This window comes from Microbacterium mangrovi, assembly GCF_000802305.1.
GTDB classification, from domain to species: domain Bacteria; phylum Actinomycetota; class Actinomycetes; order Actinomycetales; family Microbacteriaceae; genus Microbacterium; species Microbacterium mangrovi.
The window spans coordinates 956,967-977,040 of record NZ_JTDK01000006.1 but is presented as its reverse complement, the minus strand read 5'-3'; the positions used below and the strand labels follow the sequence as shown (position 1 = coordinate 977,040).

The 20,074-nt window shown below is 70.5% G+C and carries 19 protein-coding genes; 15 read left to right on the top strand and 4 right to left on the bottom strand.

What is annotated here, in order from left to right; translation table 11 throughout:
* Positions 1-12: 12 nt before the first annotated feature.
* Positions 13-3,711, bottom strand: a complete 3,699-nt coding sequence (locus LK09_RS08450; protein ID WP_039397830.1) for a multifunctional oxoglutarate decarboxylase/oxoglutarate dehydrogenase thiamine pyrophosphate-binding subunit/dihydrolipoyllysine-residue succinyltransferase subunit — start codon at positions 3,709-3,711, stop codon at positions 13-15.
* Between the two features lie 170 nt (positions 3,712-3,881).
* Here LK09_RS08450 and guaB1 point away from each other — a divergent pair, with 170 nt between their 5' ends.
* The 8 genes from guaB1 (at position 3,882) to LK09_RS08410 (ending at position 11,891) form a co-directional block, all read left to right on the top strand.
* Entirely contained in the window at positions 3,882-5,342 is a 1,461-nt protein-coding gene (gene guaB1, locus LK09_RS08445; RefSeq protein WP_039397828.1) for a GMP reductase, read from the top strand.
* A gap of 251 nt (positions 5,343-5,593) precedes the next feature.
* Positions 5,594-6,907 carry a hemolysin family protein gene (locus tag LK09_RS08440; RefSeq protein ID WP_039397826.1) on the top strand — a complete coding sequence of 438 codons (1,314 nt, stop codon included), beginning with the start codon at positions 5,594-5,596 and terminating at the stop codon, positions 6,905-6,907.
* Positions 6,904-7,965, top strand: a complete 1,062-nt coding sequence (locus tag LK09_RS08435; protein ID WP_039397824.1) for a hemolysin family protein — start codon at positions 6,904-6,906, stop codon at positions 7,963-7,965. Before LK09_RS08440 ends, LK09_RS08435 begins: the two co-directional genes overlap by 4 nt.
* A complete protein-coding gene (locus LK09_RS08430; protein WP_052226546.1) occupies positions 7,962-8,864 on the top strand; it encodes an ADP-dependent NAD(P)H-hydrate dehydratase in 903 nt (300 codons plus the stop codon). Before LK09_RS08435 ends, LK09_RS08430 begins: the two co-directional genes overlap by 4 nt.
* 37 nt (positions 8,865-8,901) lie before the next feature.
* Positions 8,902-10,137: a DUF2029 domain-containing protein gene (locus LK09_RS08425; protein WP_039398391.1), complete on the top strand. Its 1,236-nt coding sequence runs from the start codon at positions 8,902-8,904 to the stop codon at positions 10,135-10,137.
* A 9-nt stretch (positions 10,138-10,146) separates the two neighbouring features.
* Complete coding sequence (locus LK09_RS08420; RefSeq protein ID WP_039397822.1) at positions 10,147-10,449, top strand: thiamine-binding protein; 303 nt, start codon at positions 10,147-10,149, stop codon at positions 10,447-10,449.
* A gap of 4 nt (positions 10,450-10,453) precedes the next feature.
* Positions 10,454-11,179 carry an NUDIX hydrolase gene (locus LK09_RS08415; RefSeq protein WP_039397821.1) on the top strand — a complete coding sequence of 242 codons (726 nt, stop codon included), beginning with the start codon at positions 10,454-10,456 and terminating at the stop codon, positions 11,177-11,179.
* Between the two features lie 100 nt (positions 11,180-11,279).
* A complete protein-coding gene (locus tag LK09_RS08410; protein WP_039397819.1) occupies positions 11,280-11,891 on the top strand; it encodes a hypothetical protein in 612 nt (203 codons plus the stop codon).
* Positions 11,892-11,900: 9 nt separating this feature from the next.
* Here LK09_RS08410 and metX read toward each other — a convergent pair whose 3' ends face one another.
* Both metX and LK09_RS08400 read right to left on the bottom strand, forming a co-directional pair.
* Entirely contained in the window at positions 11,901-13,106 is a 1,206-nt protein-coding gene (gene metX, locus LK09_RS08405) for a homoserine O-acetyltransferase MetX (protein ID WP_039397816.1), read from the bottom strand.
* A 141-nt stretch (positions 13,107-13,247) separates the two neighbouring features.
* Entirely contained in the window at positions 13,248-13,676 is a 429-nt protein-coding gene (locus tag LK09_RS08400) for a hypothetical protein (protein WP_156138687.1), read from the bottom strand.
* A gap of 239 nt (positions 13,677-13,915) precedes the next feature.
* On the opposite strand from LK09_RS08400, the gene LK09_RS20710 reads away from it, so the two are divergent.
* Both LK09_RS20710 and LK09_RS08390 read left to right on the top strand, forming a co-directional pair.
* Positions 13,916-14,449 carry a hypothetical protein gene (locus LK09_RS20710; RefSeq protein WP_052226545.1) on the top strand — a complete coding sequence of 178 codons (534 nt, stop codon included), beginning with the start codon at positions 13,916-13,918 and terminating at the stop codon, positions 14,447-14,449.
* 10 nt (positions 14,450-14,459) lie between these two features.
* Positions 14,460-15,401 (top strand): hypothetical protein, encoded by a 942-nt coding sequence (locus tag LK09_RS08390; RefSeq protein WP_039397813.1) that lies wholly within the window; start codon positions 14,460-14,462, stop codon positions 15,399-15,401.
* Positions 15,402-15,467: 66 nt separating this feature from the next.
* On the opposite strand, the gene LK09_RS08385 is transcribed toward LK09_RS08390, so the two are convergent.
* Positions 15,468-16,787, bottom strand: a complete 1,320-nt coding sequence (locus LK09_RS08385) for a bifunctional o-acetylhomoserine/o-acetylserine sulfhydrylase (protein WP_039397810.1) — start codon at positions 16,785-16,787, stop codon at positions 15,468-15,470.
* A 109-nt stretch (positions 16,788-16,896) separates the two neighbouring features.
* Between LK09_RS08385 and LK09_RS08380 the strand changes: the two genes are divergently transcribed.
* The 5 genes from LK09_RS08380 (at position 16,897) to LK09_RS08360 (ending at position 20,046) form a co-directional block, all read left to right on the top strand.
* Positions 16,897-17,670 (top strand): SDR family oxidoreductase, encoded by a 774-nt coding sequence (locus LK09_RS08380; protein ID WP_039397808.1) that lies wholly within the window; start codon positions 16,897-16,899, stop codon positions 17,668-17,670.
* Positions 17,671-17,810: 140 nt separating this feature from the next.
* Positions 17,811-18,101 carry a DUF6611 family protein gene (locus LK09_RS08375; RefSeq protein WP_039397806.1) on the top strand — a complete coding sequence of 97 codons (291 nt, stop codon included), beginning with the start codon at positions 17,811-17,813 and terminating at the stop codon, positions 18,099-18,101.
* Between the two features lie 81 nt (positions 18,102-18,182).
* Positions 18,183-18,842: a type 1 glutamine amidotransferase family protein gene (locus LK09_RS08370; RefSeq protein WP_052226544.1), complete on the top strand. Its 660-nt coding sequence runs from the start codon at positions 18,183-18,185 to the stop codon at positions 18,840-18,842.
* Positions 18,839-19,339: a phosphoribosyltransferase gene (locus tag LK09_RS08365; RefSeq protein ID WP_039397804.1), complete on the top strand. Its 501-nt coding sequence runs from the start codon at positions 18,839-18,841 to the stop codon at positions 19,337-19,339. Before LK09_RS08370 ends, LK09_RS08365 begins: the two co-directional genes overlap by 4 nt.
* 14 nt (positions 19,340-19,353) lie before the next feature.
* Positions 19,354-20,046 (top strand): uracil-DNA glycosylase, encoded by a 693-nt coding sequence (locus LK09_RS08360; protein ID WP_039398386.1) that lies wholly within the window; start codon positions 19,354-19,356, stop codon positions 20,044-20,046.
* Positions 20,047-20,074 lie beyond the last annotated feature (28 nt).

The window sequence follows — 20,074 nt, the reverse complement described above, 5'->3', positions numbered from 1 at the left end:
GCGGGCGGGCGATCAGAGGCTCAGCGCGGAGCGCAGCAGTTCAGCCGATTGCGCAGCATGCACCTTCGGCGAACCGGTCGCCGGCGACGCCGCGGCCGGCCGCGACACGCGCTTGATGGTTCGTCCGTGCAGGTGCTTGACGACCTCGAGCGAGATGAACGGCCAGGCGCCCTGGTTCTCCGGCTCTTCCTGCACCCACACCAGCTCGGCGTTCGGGTAGCTGTCGACGACGGCGTTGAGCTCGTCCACGGGAGCCGGATAGAACTGCTCGAGACGAACGAGTGCGATCTGGTCGTTCGGGTTCTTGGTGAGCTCGGCCCGCAGATCCCAGTGGATCTTGCCCGAGTGCAGCAGCACGCGCTTCACGTTCTGCTTGTCGAGCGGACGGCTGTCGTCCAGCACGGGCTCGAACCGGCCCTGCAGGAAGTCCTCGATCGGGCTCGTCGCATCCCGCAGGCGCAGCATCGCCTTCGGGGTGAAGACCACGAGCGGCCGGCGCGGCCGGGCATAGGCCTGGCGGCGCAGCAGGTGGAAGTACGACGCCGGCGTCGACGGCCGGGCGACGGTCATGTTGTTCTGCGCGCACATCTGCAGGTAGCGCTCGATGCGCGCCGAGGAGTGGTCCGGTCCTTGGCCCTCATAGCCGTGCGGCAGCAGCAGCACGAGGCTCGACTGCTGACCCCACTTCTGATCGGCGGCGGAGATGTACTCGTCGATGACCGACTGCGCGCCGTTGGCGAAGTCGCCGAACTGCGCCTCCCACAGCACCAGGGCGTCCGGGCGCTCGACGGAGTATCCGTACTCGTAGGCCATGGCGGCGTACTCGCTGAGCAGTGAGTTGTAGACCCAGAAGCGCGCCTGGCTGTCGGAGAGGTTCACCAGCGGGATCCACTCCTGGCCGTTCACGCGGTCGTGCAGCACCGAGTGGCGCTGCACGAACGTGCCGCGCTGGGCATCCTGCCCGGCCAGACGCACGGCGGTGCCCTCCATGAGGAGCGAGCCGAACGCGAGCAGCTCGCCGAAGCCCCAGTCGACCCCGCCCTCGCGGCTCATCTTGACGCGCCGGTCCATCAGCTGCGCGAGCTTCGGGTGCACGGTGAAGCCCTCGGGCTTGTTGACGAACGCGTCGGCGATGGTCTCCACGACATTGCGCGACACCGCGGTGGTCTCCGGCTCGCCGGTGTACGGGTCGAGGTGCGCGGCATCCACCGTGATGATCGGCGACGTGCCGGTCTCGGCCTCGTGCGTCTCCGCGAAGGCGACCTCCAGGCGACCCTGGAAGTCGGCCTTGGCCTTGTCGTACTCCTCCTCGGTGATGTCGCCGCGACCGACGAGCGCCTCCGTGTAGAGCTTGCGCACCGAGCGCTTGGCCTCGATGAGGTTCGTCATGAGCGGCTGCGTCATCGACGGGTCGTCGCCCTCGTTGTGACCGCGGCGGCGGTACGAGACCACGTCGATCACGATGTCGCGGTGGAACTCCTGGCGGTAGCGGTAGGCGACCTCGGCCACGTGCACGACGGCCTCGGGGTCGTCGCCGTTCACGTGCAGGATCGGCGCCTGGATCGTCTTGGCCACGTCGGTCGCGTAGACCGACGTGTGGCCGTCGGCGGGCGTCGTGGTGAAGCCCACCTGGTTGTTGACGACCACGTGGATGGTGCCGCCGGTGCGATAGCCGCGCAGCTGCGACATCTGCAGGGTCTCGACCACGACGCCCTGGCCCGCGAACGCGGCGTCGCCGTGCACCAGGATCGGCAGGTACGTGAACGACCCGATCGGCTTGCGGTCCTGCTTGGCGCGGGCGATGCCCTCCACCACACCGTCGACCGTCTCCAGGTGGGACGGGTTGGCCGCCAGGTGCACGGGAAGCTCCTGGCCGCCGTCGGCCACGAAGGTGCCGTCGGTTCCGAGGTGGTACTTCACGTCGCCGGAGCCGCTCTTGTTGCCGACGGCTGCGAGGCCTTCGAACTCGCGGAAGATCTGGCTGTAGGTCTTTCCGGCGATGTTGGTGAGGACGTTCAGGCGTCCGCGGTGGGCCATGCCGATGACGGCTCCGTCGAGGCCGTCCGCCGCGGCGCCCTGCAGGATCTGGTCGAGCAGCGGCACCAGCGACTCGCTGCCCTCGAGGCTGAAGCGCTTCTGCCCGACGTACTTGGTCTGCAGGAACGTCTCGAACGCCTCGGCCTGGTTCAGCTTCGACAGGATGCGCAGCTGCTCGTCGTGGCCGGGCTTCTCGTACCGGACCTCCATGTTGTCCTGGAACCACTGTCGCTGGGCCGGGTCCTGGATGTGCATGTACTCGATGCCGATCGTGCGGCAGTACGAGTCGCGCAGCACGCCGAGGATGTCGCGCAGCTTCATCTGGCGCTGACCGCCGAAGCCGCCGGTCACGAACTGCCGGTCGAGGTCCCAGAAGGTCAGGCCGTGCGTCTCGATCTCGAGGTCGGGGTGCGTGCGCTGCACGTACTCGAGGGGGTCGATGTCGGCCATCAGGTGGCCGCGGACGCGGTAGGAGTTGATGAGCTCCTGGACGCGGGCGGTCTTGTCGACGCGCTCCGCGAGGTCGACGTTGATGTCCTGCGACCAGCGGATCGGCGCCGTCGGGATGCGCAGCGCGGCGAAGATGTGGTCGTAGAAGCGGCGCTCGCCGATCAGCAGCTGGTGCACGATCTTGAGGAACTCGCCCGAGCCGGCGCCCTGGATGACGCGGTGGTCGTAGGTGCTCGTCAGGGTGATCGTCTTGCCGATGCCGAGGCCCGCGAGCGTCTTGTCGCTGGACCCCTGGAATGCGGCCGGGTACTCGAGTGCGCCGGCGCCCACGATGCATCCCTGCCCGGGCATGAGGCGTGGCACGGAGTGCTCGGTGCCGATGCCGCCCGGGTTGGTCAGCGAGATCGTCGTGCCCTGGAAGTCGGCTGCGGTGAGCTTGTTCGCCCGGGCGCGCTTGACAAGGTCCTCATACGATGCCAGGTATTCGCCGAACGTCAGCGATTCGGCGTGCTTGATGCTCGGAACCAGGAGCGCGCGGGAGCCGTCCGGGCGCGGCATGTCGATCGCGATGCCGAGGTTGACATGCGCCGGGGCGACGACCGAGGGCTTGCCGTCGACCTCCGCGTAGGCCACGTTCTGGCTGGGGAAGTCCTTGAGCGCCTGGATGATCGCCCACCCGATCAGGTGCGTGAAGCTGACCTTGCCGCCGCGCGTGCGACCCATGTGGTTGTTGATCACGATGCGGTTGTCGATCATGAGCTTGGCCGGCACGGTGCGCACGCTCGTCGCGGTGGGGACGGTCAGCGACTGGTCCATGTTGGTGGCCAGCGTCTTGGCCAGGCCGCGCAGCGGAGTGACGACATCCTGCTCGGTCGACGACTCTCCGACCGAGGGCTGCACCTTCGGCGCCTGGGCGGGAATCGGCTGTTCACGGGCCGGTTTCGCGGTCGTGCGAGCGACCGGCTGAGTGCCGATCACCGGGATCGGCGTCGTGGGCGGCGCCGCTTCGGTCGTGGGGGTCGCCGGAGCCGCGGGCGCCGCCGGAGCGGCCGCCCCGGGCGTCGCCGGGGTCGACGGGTGGTAGGCCTCGAGGATGGGCCACCACGCCTTGTCGACCAGGTTCCGGTCTTTGCTGAATTGCTCGTAGAGTTCGTCGACGAGCCACTCGTTGGCCCCGAACTCCCCTTCGCTCGAAGCCCCGACGCCGGTCACCTGGCTCGACACGCTCGATCGCCCGCTTTCATCGCTGAAGAATCATGTTGAACGCCGGCAGAATCTCGGGTCTGTCGGCTGTGCTTCCCAGCGTAGTCCTGTTGACCTGGACGTCTCCCGGCCACGCGCCGCCCACAGCGAACGCCACGTCATAGGTCTTCCGCGTAAATTACCCTGGGAGCATGGAGTTCTACGGCGCCCAGCCCACTGTCGACCTGACCTACTCGGACGTCTTCCTCGTGCCGCGCCGGTCGGCCGTCACCAGCCGTCTCGACGTGGATCTCGCCCCCGGCGACGGCTCGACGGCCACGATTCCGCTCGTGTCGTCGAACATGAACTCGGTCACCGGGCCCCGGCTCGCCGCCACGCTCGCCCGCCGCGGGGGTCTCGGCGTGCTCCCGCAGGACATGCCGCTGCAGGATCTGGATGCCGCCATCCGCTGGGTCAAGGACCAGCCCGTGATGTGGGACACCCCGACCGTCCTCGGATCCCAGACGACGGCTGCCGAGGCATCCCGCGTCCTGCCCTCGATCGCCGGCCACGGCGTCGTCGTCGCGGACGCCCGTCCCGGCACGCCCCTGCACATCGACGATGTGCACGGCGTCGTCTCGGCCGTGCGCCTCGGCAGCGCCCTGCCCGATGCGCGACTCGGGGACCTCGTGCACAGCCGGCCCGTGTCGATCGACGCCGACGACGTCGAGAGCGCACGCCACGCGTTCGACCTGATCGTCGAGGCGGATGCCGAGACCGTGTGCGTGCTCCGCCACGGTCACCTCGTCGGCACGCTGACCAGGCGCACGGCCCTGCGATCGGCCCTGTACCGGCCGGCGGTGGACGCCGACGGACGCCTCATCGTCGCGGCGGCGGTCGGGATCAACGGCGACGTCGCCGCGAAGGCGCGGGCGCTCGCCGCCGCGGGCGTCGACGTCCTCGTGGTCGACACGGCGCACGGTCACCAGGAAGGGATGCTGCGGGCACTTCAGACCGTCTCGGGGCTCGGCCTCGGCATCCCCATCGCGGCCGGCAACATCGTCACCGGCGACGGCGTGCACGACCTCGTCTCGGCGGGCGCGTCGATCCTCAAGGTCGGCGTCGGCCCCGGCGCCATGTGCACGACGCGCATGATGACCGCGGTCGGTCGCCCGCAGTTCTCGGCGGTGCTCGAGACGGCGCAGGCCGCGCGCGAGCTGGGCGCGCACGTGTGGGCCGACGGGGGAGTGCGGTACCCGCGCGATGTCGCGCTCGCGCTCGCGGCCGGTGCGGCATCCGTCATGATCGGCTCGTGGTTCGCCGGCACGATCGAGGCGCCCGGCGATCTGCAGACGGATGCTGCGGGCAAGGTGTACAAGGAGTCCTGGGGCATGGCGTCGACCAAGGCGGTGCTCGGCCGCTTCGGCCGCCTCGACCCGTACGAGCTGGCGCGCAAGGAGCTGTTCGCCGAGGGCATCTCGTCGTCGAAGATCTACCTCGATCCGCTGCGGCCGAGCGTGGAGGACCTCCTCGACATGATCACCTCGGGCGTGCGCTCGTCGTTCACCTATGCGGGCGCGGCGACCATGCCGGAGTTCCACGAGCGCGCCCGCGTCGGCCTGCAGTCGGCCGCGGGCTACGAAGAGGGCAAGGCCCTGCCCGTCAGCTGGTAGCCGCATCGCCTCCCGCCGGGCGCCGGGCACGTGCCGAAACAGGGCGGCGCCGACGAAACGGCGTCGGCGTGGCCCTGTCTCGGCGGCGACGCTCGGTCTCGCGACGCGCCCTGGCCGGCCCGGTCTGCGCCGACAGCGCGCGGATCGAGGGCGCGTGGCGTCCCGCCCGATAGAATGGGGGGCACGATGGACGACCCGCCGAGTTGCAGACGCCCGCCCCACCGCCTCGCCCCCTCAGGGGGTGACGAGTGATGGACTACGTCATGCTGGGCGTGGGGCTTCTGCTCACGATCGGGACGGGATTCTTCGTCGCGAGCGAGTTCGCGCTCGTCAATCTCGATCGTGCTGATCTCGAGGCGCGCAGAGACCGCGGCGAGACCGGACTGAACGTCACGATCGGTGCCCTCAAGCGCACCGCGACGCATCTGTCCAGCGCGCAGCTGGGCATTACGCTCACCACCCTCCTCACCGGTTACACGATGGAGCCGGCGATCTCCAACCTGATCCGCCCGCTCTTCGAGGCGTGGGGGATGCCGGCGGGCGCCGCCGAGCCGGTGGCCGTGATCATCGGCGTGTCGATCGCGACGATCCTGTCGATGATCGTCGGCGAGCTCGTCCCGAAGAGCTTCGCGCTCGCCCTGCCGCGCGCGACCGGGCGCCTGGTGCTGCCGTTCCAGGTCGCCTTCACGGCCGTGTTCCGCCCGGCCGTGTGGGTGCTGAACAGCTCCGCGAACGGCGTCCTCCACCTGGTCGGCGTCGAACCGAAGGAGGAGCTGTCCGGGGCGCGCACCGCCGAGGAGCTCTCCAGCCTCGTGCGCCGCTCGGCCTCGGCCGGCGTCCTGGAGGAGGACACCGCATCCCTCCTCGACCGCAGCCTCAACTTCACCCGCCTCACCGCGGCCGACGTGATGACCCCGCGACCGAGCGTGCATTCGGTCAGCGCGGATGACACGGCATCCGACGTCGTCGACCTCGCCCGCCGCACCGGGCACAGCCGTTTTCCGGTCACCGACGAGTCGATGGACGACATCGTCGGCATCGTGCACCTCAAAGCCGCGATCAGCGTGCCGATCGACCGGCGCGGCGACGTCCCCGCCGCCGCTCTCGCGACCGAGCCGCTGCGCATGCCCGAAGCCGTCCACCTCGACGGCCTGCTGGCGGAGCTGCGCACTCGCGGCTACCAGATGGCCGTCGTCGTCGACGAGTACGGCGGCACGGCCGGGGTCGTCACGCTCGAAGACCTCGTCGAGGAGATCGTCGGCGAGGTCCACGACGAGCACGACCGCCGCACCGCGGACATCGTGCGCACGGGCGGCTCGATCACCTTCCCCGCCGACCTGCGCCCCGACGAACTGCGCGATCGTGCGGGAGTCGAGGTTCCCGAGGGCGAGGTCTACGACACCGTCGGCGGGTTCATCATGTCGACCCTCGAGCGCATCCCGAAGGTGGGCGACGAGGTCCCCGTCGCCGGCGGCGTGCTGACCGTGGCCCGCATGACCGGCCGGCGCATGGAGCGGATCCGCTTCACACCGGTCGCACCCGCACCGGAAGGGGGCGACGAATGAGCGACTGGGCCGGCATCCTCTGGCTTGTCATCCTGCTGGCGTTCAACGCCTTCTTCGTCGGCGCCGAGTTCGCCGTCGTCTCCGCGCGGCGCTCCCAGATCGAGCCCCGCGCCGAGAAGGGGTCCCGCGCCGCCAAGACGGCGCTGTTCGCGATGGAGCACGCGACCCTCATGCTCGCGACCAGCCAGCTCGGCATCACGATCTGCTCGCTGCTCATCCTGAACGTCTCGGAGCCGGCGATCCACCACCTGCTCGAAGGGCCGCTGCACTGGACGGGCATGTCGGTCGCCGCGGTGGAGACCGTCGGGTTCATCGTGACGCTGCTGCTGGTCTCGTACCTGCACGTCGTGTTCGGCGAGATGGTGCCCAAGAACCTCGCGTTCTCGGTGCCGGATCGTGCCGTGCTGCTGCTCGCGACGCCGCTGGTGTGGGTGTCGAAGATCTTCCACCCGGTGATCGTCGCCCTGAACTGGTCGGCGAACGCGATCGTGCGGCTGTTCGGCGTCGAGCCGAAGGACGAGGCGGCATCCACGTTCACGCTCGAAGAGGTCGCCACGATCGTCAGCCAGTCGCGTGCCGAGGGCGTGCTCGACGACACCGCAGGGACGATCGCCGCCGTGGTGGAGTTCACCGACAAGAAGGCGAAGGACTCCGCGGTGCCGCTGGCGCAGATCGTCTCGCTGCCGCAGACGACCACCCCCGAGGAGATCGAGCGGGCCGTCGCCAAGCGCGGGTTCTCCCGGTACGTCATCGTGGATGACGCGGGCATCCCCATCGGGTACGTGCACCTGAAGGACATCCTCCGCGTCGCCGACACGCCGGATGCCGGGCGCGACCGGCCGATCCCCGCCGGGCGGATCCATCGCATGGTGCCGCTCGACGCGGACACCGACCTCGAGGACGCCCTGGCCGCGATGCGCGCCGCCGGCCGTCATCTCTCGCTCGTCACCGGCGCCGACGGCGCGCCGGTCGGCGTGCTGTTCCTCGAGGACGTCATCGAAGAGCTCATCGGCGAAGTCCACGATGCGACGCGCCGGGGCCACGGGAGGCGGACATGAGCGCGACGCCCTGGACGGCGGAGCTGGCCGGCGGCACCCTGCATCGGCCGGACGGGACCGACGACAAGTACACGCGCGGCGTCGTCGGCGTGCACACCGGTTCGGACGCGTATCCCGGTGCGGCCGTGCTGGGCGTGAGCGGCGCGGCGCGCACGGGCGCGGGCATGGTGCGGTACACCGGCCCGGCGCGCGACGCCGTCCTCCGGCAGCGCCCCGAGACCGTTGCCGCGGAGGGCCGCGTGCAGGCGTGGGTGATCGGCTCGGGAACCGACCCGTCCTCCCGCTCCGACGCGGAGACCGACACCCTGCGGGGCATCCTGAGCGGCGGGCTTCCCGTCGTCGTGGATGCCGGCGCCCTCGACCTCGTGCCGGTTCTGCGTTCGGGCGCGGCCGGCGAGGCACCGTGGATCGTGACGCCGCACGCCCGCGAGCTCGCCCGGCTGCGCACCGCGGCGGGCCTGGATCCGGCGATCCCCGCCGACCTCGCCGGCCGCATCGCCCAGGCGACGGAGACGGCCGCGGCCCTCGGCGTCGTCGTGCTGTCCAAGGGGGCGGACACCGTCGTCGCCGAGCCCGGCGGAATGGCGGTGACCGTCGCCGCACCCACCTCGTGGCTGGCGTCCGCCGGCACCGGAGACGTGCTGGCCGGATGCCTCGGCGCCGTGACGGCGGGCGTCGCCGGACGCCGCGGACGTGCGACCGGCAGCGAGCACCTCGACGGTGCCCGCCTCCTCGCGTGCGCCGCCACCGCCGCCTGGCTGCACGGGCATGCCGGTGCCGCGGCATCCGCCCGGCTCGCAGGCCACGCGGCCGACGGCGCGCCGGACGCGCCCATCCTCGCGCTGGATGTCGCCGACGCGCTGCCGTGGGCCGTCGCCCGCGCGCTCGCCGCGGTCTGACCGGTGCGTCACAGGAGGCGTCCGTAGGATGTGGGGCGTGTCGAGGCGGGCAGTGCTCTGGGTGGCGTTCGTCGTTGTGCACGCCCTGGTCGCGGTCCTCGGATTCGTCATGCCCACCGAACCGATGGGCGACGTCTACCGGGTCTACGAACCGTGGTCGACGGCGGCTCTGAACGGCGGCGGCATCGTCGGCATCACCGAGCCGTGGGTGTACCCCCAGCTGGCTCTCGTCCCGATGCTCGCGGCGCACCTGTTCGACTGGGTCAGCGGCACGTACACGGTCTCCTGGGCTGTGCTGGTGACGATCTGCGACGCCCTCGCCTTCGCCGTGCTCGTCGGGCGGGCACGCTCACGCGGCCGCGTGGCCGCCGCCTGGTTCTGGCTCGCGTTCGTCGCTCTCCTCGGGCCCGTGTACATGTACCGACTCGACGCGCTGACCGTTCCGCTCGCGGTGGCCGGATGCCTGTGGCTGGTCGGACGCCCGCTGCTCGGCTCCGTGCTGCTGTCGATCGCCACGTGGATGAAGGTCTGGCCGGCCGCGCTCATCGCCGCCGCCCTCATCGCGGTGCGACGGCGGTTGTCGGTCCTCGCCGGCGCGCTCCTGGTCTCGGCCGTCACGATCGGAGTCGTCGCGCTCGCCGGCGGTGCCGCGTACACGTTCGGGTTCATCGGGGACCAGACCGGTCGCGGGCTGCAGATCGAGGCGCCGGTGAGCGGCCTCTACGTCTGGGCGACCGTGCTGCATGTGCCGGGGGCATCCATCTTCTACAGTCCCGAGATGCTCACGTTCGAGGTCACCGGACCGCACGTGAACGCCGTCATCGCGCTGATGACCCCGCTGCTCGTGGTGGCCGTCGGCGCGATCGCGGCGATCGGCGCCCTGAAGGCGTGGCGCGGGGCGTCCTTCGCGGCTCTCTTCCCCGATCTCGCACTCGCCCTCGTGGTCGCGTTCATCTTCTTCAATAAGGTGGGGTCGCCGCAGTACTACACGTGGATCGTCGCACCGCTCGTGATGGGCCTCGTCATCGAGCGGAGGCGATGGCGCGCGCCCGTCGTGCTCGGGCTCGTGATCGCGGGCCTCACCCAGGTGATGTACCCGCTGATGTACATGGGTGTGCTCACCGGCGACCCGGTCTCGGAGTTCGTGCTCACCGCCCGCAACGTCGTCGTCGGGGTGCTCCTGGTCTGGAGCGTGGCGCGGCTCGTGCGGGTGCGGCCACGCGGACGATCGACGCTCGCGGCATCCTCGTCCTCGCACACCGCGGTCGGGTAGCGTCGAACCATGCTCGTTGCCTTCTCAGTCGCCCCCAGCGGAACCGGACGCGAAGACGGATCGGTGCACGACGCGGTCGCCGCCGCCGTGCGGATCGTCCGCGACTCGGGGCTTCCGCACCGCACGACGTCGATGTTCACCGAGATCGAGGGCGACTGGGACGACGTCTTCGACGTGGTCAAGCGCGCGACCGAGGCGGTGCTGCCGTTCGGTTCGCGTGTGTCGCTCGTGCTGAAGGCGGACATCCGCCCGGGGTACACCGGCGAGATCGACAACAAGATCGAGCGTCTCGAGGCCGCGATCGACGAGTGATGCCGTGAACGACGGACTCGGGGAACTGGCGGACGCCCTCGGTCGTCCGCGGGTCGCGGGCGATGCGGCGGATGCGTCCGTTCCGGTCGCCGGTACCGTGATCGTCGTCCGTGCCGGGGATGCCGGCCCCGAGGTGCTCATGATGGAGCGACCCGATCGCGGCTCGTTCGCGGGCGCCTGGGTGTTCCCCGGCGGCAAGGTCGAAGACGGCGACGCCGGGGCGACCGAGGAGGGGACGGCCCGGAACGCCGGCGTGCGCGAGACGTGGGAGGAGACCGGCATCGCGCTGGATGCCGGATCCGTCGTCACGCTGTCCCGGTGGGACCCTCCGGTCGGCATCCCCACGCGCATCCGCACCTGGTTCTTCGTCGCCCCCGCTCCGGCCGAGGTGACTCTGCGACTGTCGGACGCCGAGGCGGTGCGCGCCGCCTGGGTGCGACCCGCCGACATGCTCGCCCGCCACGGGCGCGGCGAGCTGACCCTGTATCCGCCGACGTGGGTGACGCTGCACGGGCTCGCGGACGCCCCGGACGCGGCGGCACTTCTCGCGGTGGCCTCCGCCCCGGCGCTCTTCGACAGCGTCGCGCGCCGCGACGCGCGCGGCCCATATCTGCTGTGGGCCGGCGACGAGGAGTTCGAGGCCGTTCAGGATGCCCCGGCATCCGGATCCCGCCACCGTCTGCGCCTGGACTCCCTTCCGTGGGTGTACGAGCGCACTTCGGCATCCTGACGCGGCCGAGGTCTGTCCACAGGCGGCGCTGAGGCCTGCGTCATCCACAGATCCGCGCCGGACATCGATCTCGTGGGAGCCGGTCGAGCACGCTGGGGACATGCACGATTCCGCACCGCACGACAACCCCGGGTCCGGTCCGATCGAGCCCTTCGGGCACCTCGAGTCGATGAAGGTGATCGTGCCGCTTCTCGAGTCCCTCCTCGACGACGACATCGACGACGTGAGCATGCCGATGCGCGCGCAACTCGTCATGATGATGCAGTGGCCGGGGCTCCCGCAGGCCGTCTGCGTGCAGACCGCCTTCGGACGCCGCACGGGTCAGCAGAACCTCGAACGCACGCAGCGCCTCATCACCCAGGCGGAGCGGCGCGGGGTCTCCGTCGACGAGCATGTCGCCGACCTCCACGGCGCCGGCACGATCCCGCACGACGACCCGGTTCGGCTGTTCCTCGGCGAATCGTCGCGGCGGCCCGATCCGCGGCGGCTCGAGCGGGGCATCCTGCTGATGCGCGCGTCGGCGGATGCCGCCCCGCACGAACTGCACCAGCCGATGCTCAGCACGATCGCGTGGATGCTGTGGGCGCAGGGGCGAAAAGACGACGCCATGGCGACGCTCGTCCGCGCCTTCGAGATCGATGCGACAGACCCGTTGACCGGCGGCCTGATCGCCCACTTCTCCCGCACGATGCCGGCGTGGCTGACGACGTGACGCGCGTGGTCAGGCGGCGAGCAGGCGCCGCAGGTGCTGGGCGACGACCGCGGTCTCGATGAGGAAGCCGTCGTGTCCGAAGTCGCTCGCCATGACGACGGCACGGTCGCCGTCGAGCGTGTTCGGGATGCTCCGTGCGATCCGGTGCTGCCCTTCGACGGGGAACAGCCGGTCGGAGTCAATGCCGAGCACGAGCGCGGTCGCGGTGACGCGCTTCAGGGCCTCCTCGATGCCGCCGCGGTCGCGGCCCACGTCGTGCGAATCCATCGCCTCGACGAGACGGATGTAGCTGTTCGCGTCGAAGCGGCGCGTGAACTTGTTGCCGTGGAAGTCGAGATACGACTCGACGGCGAAGCGTCCGCCGTGGCCGAGCGGGCTCACCCCGGACTGCCACGATCGCTGGAAACGCTGGTTCAACTCGGTGGGGCTGCGGTAGTTCAGCAGCGCCATGCGACGGGCGAGCGCCAGGCCGCGCGTCGGGCCGTCGCCGTCGCCGGAGTCGTAGTAGTCGCCGTTCTGAAAGCGCGGGTCGATCTGGATGGCCTCCAGCTGCACCGAGTTCAACGCGATCTGGTCGGCGGTGTTCGCCGGGGGAGCGGCCAGGATGCCGACGCGCGCCACCCGCTCGGGCAGGCCGATCGCCCACTCCATCGCGTGCATCCCGCCCATCGATCCGCCGATGACGGCGGCCCACGTGCCGATGCCGAGGTCGTCGGCCAGCAGCGCCAGCGCAGCCACCTGGTCGCGGATCGTGATGTACGGGAACCGGGAGCCCCACTCGCGGCCGTCCGGCGCGATGGTCGCAGGGCCCGTCGAGCCCTGGCATCCACCCAGCATGTTCGGGGCGACGACGAACCACCGATCGGTGTCGATGGCCAGCCCGGGACCGACGAGATCCTGCCACCAGCCGGCGGTGGGATGCCCGGGTCCGGCCGGCCCGCGCACGTGGCTGTCGCCGGTGAGGGCGTGCAGGATCAGCACGGCGTTGCTCGCATCGGGTGCGAGCGTTCCCCATGTCTCGTAGGCGATCCGGATGCTGGGGAGTTCGCGTCCGCCTTCGGTGGAGAACGCCCCGAATGTCGCGAACCGACGGTCTCCGACCGGGTCGCCGTCGCGCCATGCGCCGGTGGCGGGCGGTCGTCCGAGGAGCAGGCGGGCATCGGCCTCCGTGACCGGCGCCGAGGGCACGGTGTCTTCGGAGGTCTGCCAGTCCACTAAAAGACGTCCTTTCGTCGCAACCCGGATTTGAACTAGGCTACCTAGCTCCTGACGGCGGGCTGCTGATGTTACGGCCAGGGCAGGTGCGGTGATTGATCCGCGGTCGATACGCGTTCGGGAGACGATGCCAGACGGTGGTCAGGCGGTTTCGGCCGCGGACTTGGGTTCGAGATCGTCGAGGTGTCCGATCTGCGCCAGGGCCCAATCCACCTGCTCAACCGGGATGGCCCACGTGAGCCAGGCAGTGGATGTGGTGATCCGGAACAGCGGCGCATCGGCATTACGCTCGATGCGGTCGCGCGGCCCTTCATCGCTCGGCGGCAGCGAGACTGCAACCACGGCGATGTCGGCACCGTCGAACCGGATGCGGTCGGGCGCAAGCGTCACGACACCGTGGCGCCACGTCTTCGTGAGGCCCGGCTGCAGGCCGTCCTCCAACCGGATGCTGCACTTCATCTGACCGCGTCGTTGCCTGCGACGTACAGCCGCACTTCGAAACGCTTGGGCGATCCCTTCGCCGATGATGTCTACGAACAGCGTGCCGAGGAGATCGTCGATCAATGCCACATCCCCTCGTATGGGCGGTTTTCCGCATCCATTGTAGGTATCGCATCATCACGCTTCGAGAAGGGCGGTGCCGACTTTCGGCGCACGTGGCAATACAAGTCATGGCACGGCAAGTCTGCCAGTCCATGGGGTCCGTTCTTCCGGATGCCGACCCGGCGCCCGGGACTGTTACGGCTCCACCGCGTCGATGTGACACCGGTGGCGGGTATCACGAGGGCGTCGGGCGGCTCCTCCGGGGTATGGACGCCACCGAGGCCGCAACGCGGGAGCTGCCGCCTGCTGCCGTCGTGCAGCCCCGTCGGTCGTGGCTGCTTGCACTGTGGTTCTGGGTGAGGCGGTACGCGCCGCCGGAGGTCTCCGGAACGGTCACCATGGTGCTCAGCGGAACGGCCGTCGCCGCGCTCGGCGCACCGGCCGTGGTCGTGGGTCTGGTCGCGACTATTGCCGAGAGCGTGGGGTTCTACGCGATCGCGGGCATCGCGGTGTGGCGCGAGCAGCGGCGGAACTTCCCGGCACTTGGCCGACTGCGGATCCTCGCGCGGGTCATCGGGCTGATGCTCGTCGAGTTCGGATCGGCGGAGGTGCTCGACACGGTCCTGGTGCGGCCTGCCTCGCTCACGGTGGCGCTGCTGTTCATCCCGAACGTCGCGGTCGCCCTGGTGGCGGGCAAGGTCGTCGCCGACGTGGTGTTCTACGTGCTCGCCGCCACGGCGTTCCGCGTGACCGAGAAGACGGGCCTGCGGGGCGAGGCGGATGTCGGAGGCCCCGACTAAGGTCGCGGCCATGGACGTCATCGAGTATCTGATGGATTCCGACCCGGCGATCCGCTGGCAGGTGATGCGGGACCTCGCGGATGCCGCCCCGGAGGAGGTCGCCCGGGAACGCGCGCGGGTGGCGACCGAGGGCTGGGGCGCCCGGCTGCTGTTCGAGCAGGCCGCGGACGGCTACTGGGACGGCGGGGTGTACCGGCCGGGATGGGCCGACGAGTCGCGGCCGATGTACGACGCCTGGACGGCGACGCACTTCAGCCTGCAGCAGCTCGCCGACTTCGGCGTCGACCCGGCCGATCCGGCAGTCCGGCAGGCCGTGGCACGGGTGCGCGACAACGTCCGGTGGGACCACGCCGGCGAGCCGTACTTCGACGGCGAGACGGAGCCCTGCATCAACGGCGTGGTGCTGACCCTGTGCGCCTACTTCGGAGAGCCCGGCGAGTCCGTCGTGCAGACGATCCTGTCGTCGCAGCTGTCCGACGGAGGATGGAACTGTTGGGCGGAGTACGGTGCGCGCGTGTCGTCGCTGCATGCGACGATCTGCGTCCTCGAGGGGCTGCTCGCGTGGGAGCACGCCACCGGCGGCACCGAGGCATCCCGCGCCGCCCGTCTCGCCGGGGAGGAGTACCTCCTCGACCGGCGCCTGTTCCGCCGGCGCAGCACCGGAGACGTGATCGACCCGCGCTTCACGATGACGTCGTACCCGGTGCGCTGGTTCTACGACGTGCTGCGCGGTCTCGAGTACCTCCGGCTCGCCCGTCCCGAGGGCGAGCCGCGCGCCGCGGAGGCGGTCGAACTGCTGCGCGCCAAGCGGGGTGACGACGGGCTCTGGAAGCTGGAGAACACCCACGAGGGCCCGACGCTGTTCGATATGGAGGGCGAACGGGAAGGGTTCCCGAGTCGCTGGGTCACCCTCCGGGCCATGCGCGTGCTGCGGTGGGCGGACGCGCACTGAGCGGCCGGCCGGACGACGGATGCCCCGGACCCGAAGGTCCGAGGCATCCGTCCTGGACGGGAACGCTCAGGCGCGCGCCGCCTCCGACACCGCACGCGCGGCGGAGAGGGCCTGCTGCAGGTCGGCCTTCAGGTCCTCGACGTTCTCGATGCCCACCGAGAGGCGGACGAGACCGGGCGTGACACCCGCGGTGAGCTGCTGCTCGGGGCTCAGCTGCGAGTGGGTGGTCGAGGCCGGGTGGATGACGAGCGAGCGCACGTCGCCGATGTTGGCCAGGTGGCTGAACAGCTTCAGGCTGTCGACGAACGCGCGACCGGCGGGGACACCGCCCTTAAGCTCGAACGACAGCACCGCGCCGACGCCCTTGGGCGCGTAGTTGTTCGCTGCGGCGTACCAGGGCGACGACGGCAGACCCGAGTAGTTCACCGAGGCGACGTCGTCGTGGTTGTCGAGCCACTCCGCGATCTCCTGGGCGTTCTGCACGTGGCGCTCGACGCGCAGCGACAGCGTCTCGATGCCCTGGAGGAGCAGCCACGCGCTGATGGGCGCGATGGCCGAGCCGAGGTCGCGCAGCAGCTGCACGCGGGCCTTGATGATGTAGGCCAGCCCGTCGCCGACCGCCTGGGTGTAGACGGCGCCGTGGTACGACGGGTCGGGGGTGGTGAGACCGGGGAAGCGGTCGCTGTTCTCGGTCCACTTGAACGAGCCGCCGTCGACGATGACGCCGCCGATGGTGGTGCCGTGCCCGCCGAGGAACTTCGTGGCCGAGTGCACGACGATGTCGGCACCGTGCTCGAACGGACGGATCAGGTACGGCGTGGCGATCGTGTTGTCGACGATGAGGGGGACCCCCGCCTCGTGGGCCACATCGGCGACGCCGCGGATGTCGAGCACGTTGATCTTCGGGTTGCCGATGGTCTCGGCGAAGAAGAGCTTGGTGTTCGGCTGCACGGCGCGACGCCACTCGTCGATGTCGTCCTGGTTCTCGACGAACGTCGTGTCGATGCCGAGCTTCTTCAGCGTGTACTTGAACAGGTTGTACGTGCCGCCGTAGATGGAGCTGGAGGCGACGATGTGGTCGCCGGCCTCGGCGATGTTCAGCACGGCGAAGGTCTCGGCCGCCTGGCCGGACGACACCAGCAGCGCACCGGTGCCGCCCTCGAGCGCCGCGATGCGCTGCTCGACGACATCCTGCGTGGGGTTCTGGATGCGGGTGTAGATATTGCCGAACTCGCTCAGCGCGAAGAGGTTCGCGGCGTGGTCGGAGTTGTTGAACACGTACGACGTGGTCTGGTAGATCGGCGTGGCGCGCGCATTGGTGACCGGATCGGGCTGGGCGCCCGCGTGGATCTGGGTGGTCTCAAAGCGCCAGTCGTTCGAGGACATCTGCGGGCTCCTATCAGGGATCAGGGTTCGTGTCACCGACATTACGGACGCCCGCACATTCCTGCGATCACCCGGAAACACCGCGTAATCCAGGACCTAGGCTGGGCACATGACTCAGCGTGCAGTGGTGACGGGCGCAAGCACCGGGATCGGCGAGGCGACCGTGCGGACGCTGCGGGACACCGGCTGGGAGGTCATCGCCGTGGCCCGCCGCGCCGACCGCCTCGAAGCCGTCGGCGCCGCCACCGGCGCCACCCCGTTCGCCGCCGACCTGACCCGGCAGGCCGACGTCGACGCCCTCGCCGACTTCGTCCGCGCCACGGGCGGCGTCGACGCGCTCGTGCAGGTCGCCGGCGGGGCGCGCGGGAGCGACCGGGTGGAGGACGGCTCACCGGACGACTGGACGTGGATGTTCGAGACGAACGTGCTGGCCACGCAGCGCCTCGTCGCCGCACTTCTCCCGCAGCTGCGCGAGACGGCGCGGGATGCCGGGCACGCCAGCCTGCTGTTCGTCACCTCGACGGCGGCTCAGCTGGCCTACCCCGGCGGCGCCGGATACAACGCCGCCAAGGCCGGCGAGTCGATGCTGGTGGGCGCGCTGCGCCTGGAGCTGAACGGCGAGCCGCTGCGGGTCATCGAGATCGCGCCCGGGCTCGTGCACACCGAGGAGTTCTCGCTGAATCGCCTGCACGGTGACCGGGACGCCGCCGACCGGATCTACGCGGACGTGCCGCAGCCGTTGCAGGCATCCGACGTCGCCGACGTCATCGCCTACGCCCTGAACGCCCCGGGCCACGTGAACCTGGACCTGGTGACGATGCGCCCGGTCGCGCAGTCCGCCGCACATCTGCTCGCGCGTGGCCCGCTGCAGGTGCGCGACTGACGCCGGCGCGGCAGATGAACCGTCCGCGCGCACGTGAGTGTGAGCAGAGCGTGCGGATGCCGCGAGTATTCGCAGGCGTCCCGTGAGGAAACCGTTTCGGCCCGGGCCGGAGTCGAACTGCGCGGCGCACAGTGGAGCGCATGACCGCTCTGCGCAACCACGGCATCCCCCTTGCACCGGATCCGGTGGCACCCGCTCGCGGGCGCGACGTGCGCCTGCTCGGCATCCATGAGTGGGGCGAATACACCGACGCCGTGGCGCGCTTCGGGGTGGAGCGCCGTGACGTGGTCGTCTTCGCGCCGGGTGTGCCGCTCGCGGATCGGCGGTGGCTGCGGCTGTGGCGCACCTGGCCCGCCACCGGCGTCCTGGTCGGTCTCGCCGTCACGCTCGCGGCGGCGACGGTGATGGCGCCGGGCGGGGCGATCGGGTGACGTGCGAACGCGGTCGACGCCGGTACGCTGAGAGGACTTGTCGGCTTCGGCGCGGGGCGCCACGGATGCGATCGGGCTTTCATGAGCGTTCACCTCGTCGGCGGCGGCTGGCAGGACGAGCCGGACGGCGTCGTCTACGCCGCGTTCGTGCACGAAGCCACGGCGCGGGCCGCGGCATCCGGACGCGTCGTCCCCCGGGTGGCGATCGTCGCGATCCGCGACGACGACGCTGCGGAGCACGCGGAGCGCCTCGTCGGCGCGATGCGGATCGCCGGCCCCGTCGAGGCGGTCGTGACCGCGGTCGGCGAATCCGGCCCCGTGCCGGCCGATGCCTTCGCGGATGCCGACGGGATCGTCATCGGCGGCGGCACGACGCCGGCGTACCGCGACGTGCTCGAGCCGCACTTCGACGTGCTGCGCGACCTCGTCGGCGGCGGGACGCCCTACCTCGGGTTCTCGGCCGGGTCGGCGATCGCCGCCAGCGCCGCCCTCGTCGGCGGGTGGCGCATCGGCGGCGTCGAGGTCGCAGGCGAAGACATCAACGAGGGCCTCGACGAGGTGACCGTGCTCGGCGGCGTCGGACTCATCGACGTGTCGGTCGACGTGCACGTCGCCCAGTGGGGCTCGCTGTCGCGCATCGTCGCGGCGGCCGAAGCAGGATTGATCGAGGCCGGCATCGGCATCGACGAGACGTCCGAACGCGGCGTCGCGGTCAGCACGATCAGCGGAGGGGACCAATGACCGACGAGCGCGAGAACCTGACCTGGGACGGATTCGGCGAGGCGACGCGGGAGATCGCGCGCGAGATCATCGACTCCGGGTTCGTGCCCGAAGTGGTGGTGGCGATCGCGCGCGGCGGCCTGCTGCCGGCCGGGGCCATCGCGTACGCCCTGGGCGTCAAGAACTGCGGCGCGATCAACGTCGAGTTCTACACCGGCATCGGAACGGTGCTGGACGCTCCCGAAGTCCTCCCGCCCGCGCTGGACATGTCGTACCTGGACGGGCGCCGCGTGCTGCTCGTCGACGACGTCGCCGACAGCGGCAAGACCCTCGACCTCTCGGTGCGCCTGCTGAAGGAGCAGGGCGCGGATGTCCGCTCGGTGACGATCTACACGAAGCCGACGACCATCATCCAGCCCGACTACTCCTTCAAGGCGACCTCGCTGTGGATCAACTTCCCCTGGTCGTTCAAGGGCACCGTGGTCGAAGAGGACCAGGGCCTGCAGCCGTCGGCGTGAGCGGTGCGCATCCGATGGCACTGACGCTTCCGGAACTCGCCGCAGCCGGGCTCCTCGATCCTGGCTGGGCGAACGCGCTCGAACCGGTCGCCCCGGACATCGCCGCGCTCGGGGCGCGGCTGCGCGACGTCGTCGCCCACGGCGGACACTACCTGCCGGCGGGCGATCGCGTGCTGCGCGCCTTCGCGCAGCCGCGCGACGGCGTGCGCGTGCTGATCGTCGGCCAGGACCCGTACCCGACGCCCGGGCATCCGATCGGCCTGTCCTTCGCGGTGGATGCCCACGTGCGCCCGATCCCGCGCAGCCTGCAGAACATCTACCGCGAACTGAACGACGATCTCGGCATCCCGCCGGCGGCGCACGGCGACCTGTCGGCGTGGAGCGATCAGGGCGTCATGCTGCTGAACAGAGTGCTCACGGTGTCGCCCGGGCAGCCGGCATCCCACCGCGGCTGGGGCTGGGAGAAGGTCACCGAGCATGCGATCCGGTCGCTCGTCGCCCGCGGCGGGCCGCTGGTCGCGATCCTGTGGGGGAGGGATGCCGCGAACCTGCGGCCGATGCTCGGCGACGTCCCGATCATCGAGTCGCCGCATCCGTCGCCGCTGTCGGCCAGCCGCGGCTTCTTCGGGTCGCGGCCGTTCTCGCGCGCGAACGACCTGCTCGTGCGGCAGGGCGCGCAGCCCGTGGACTGGCGGCTGCCGGCGTAACACCGGCGACATGTCGGAGCGGTAGCGT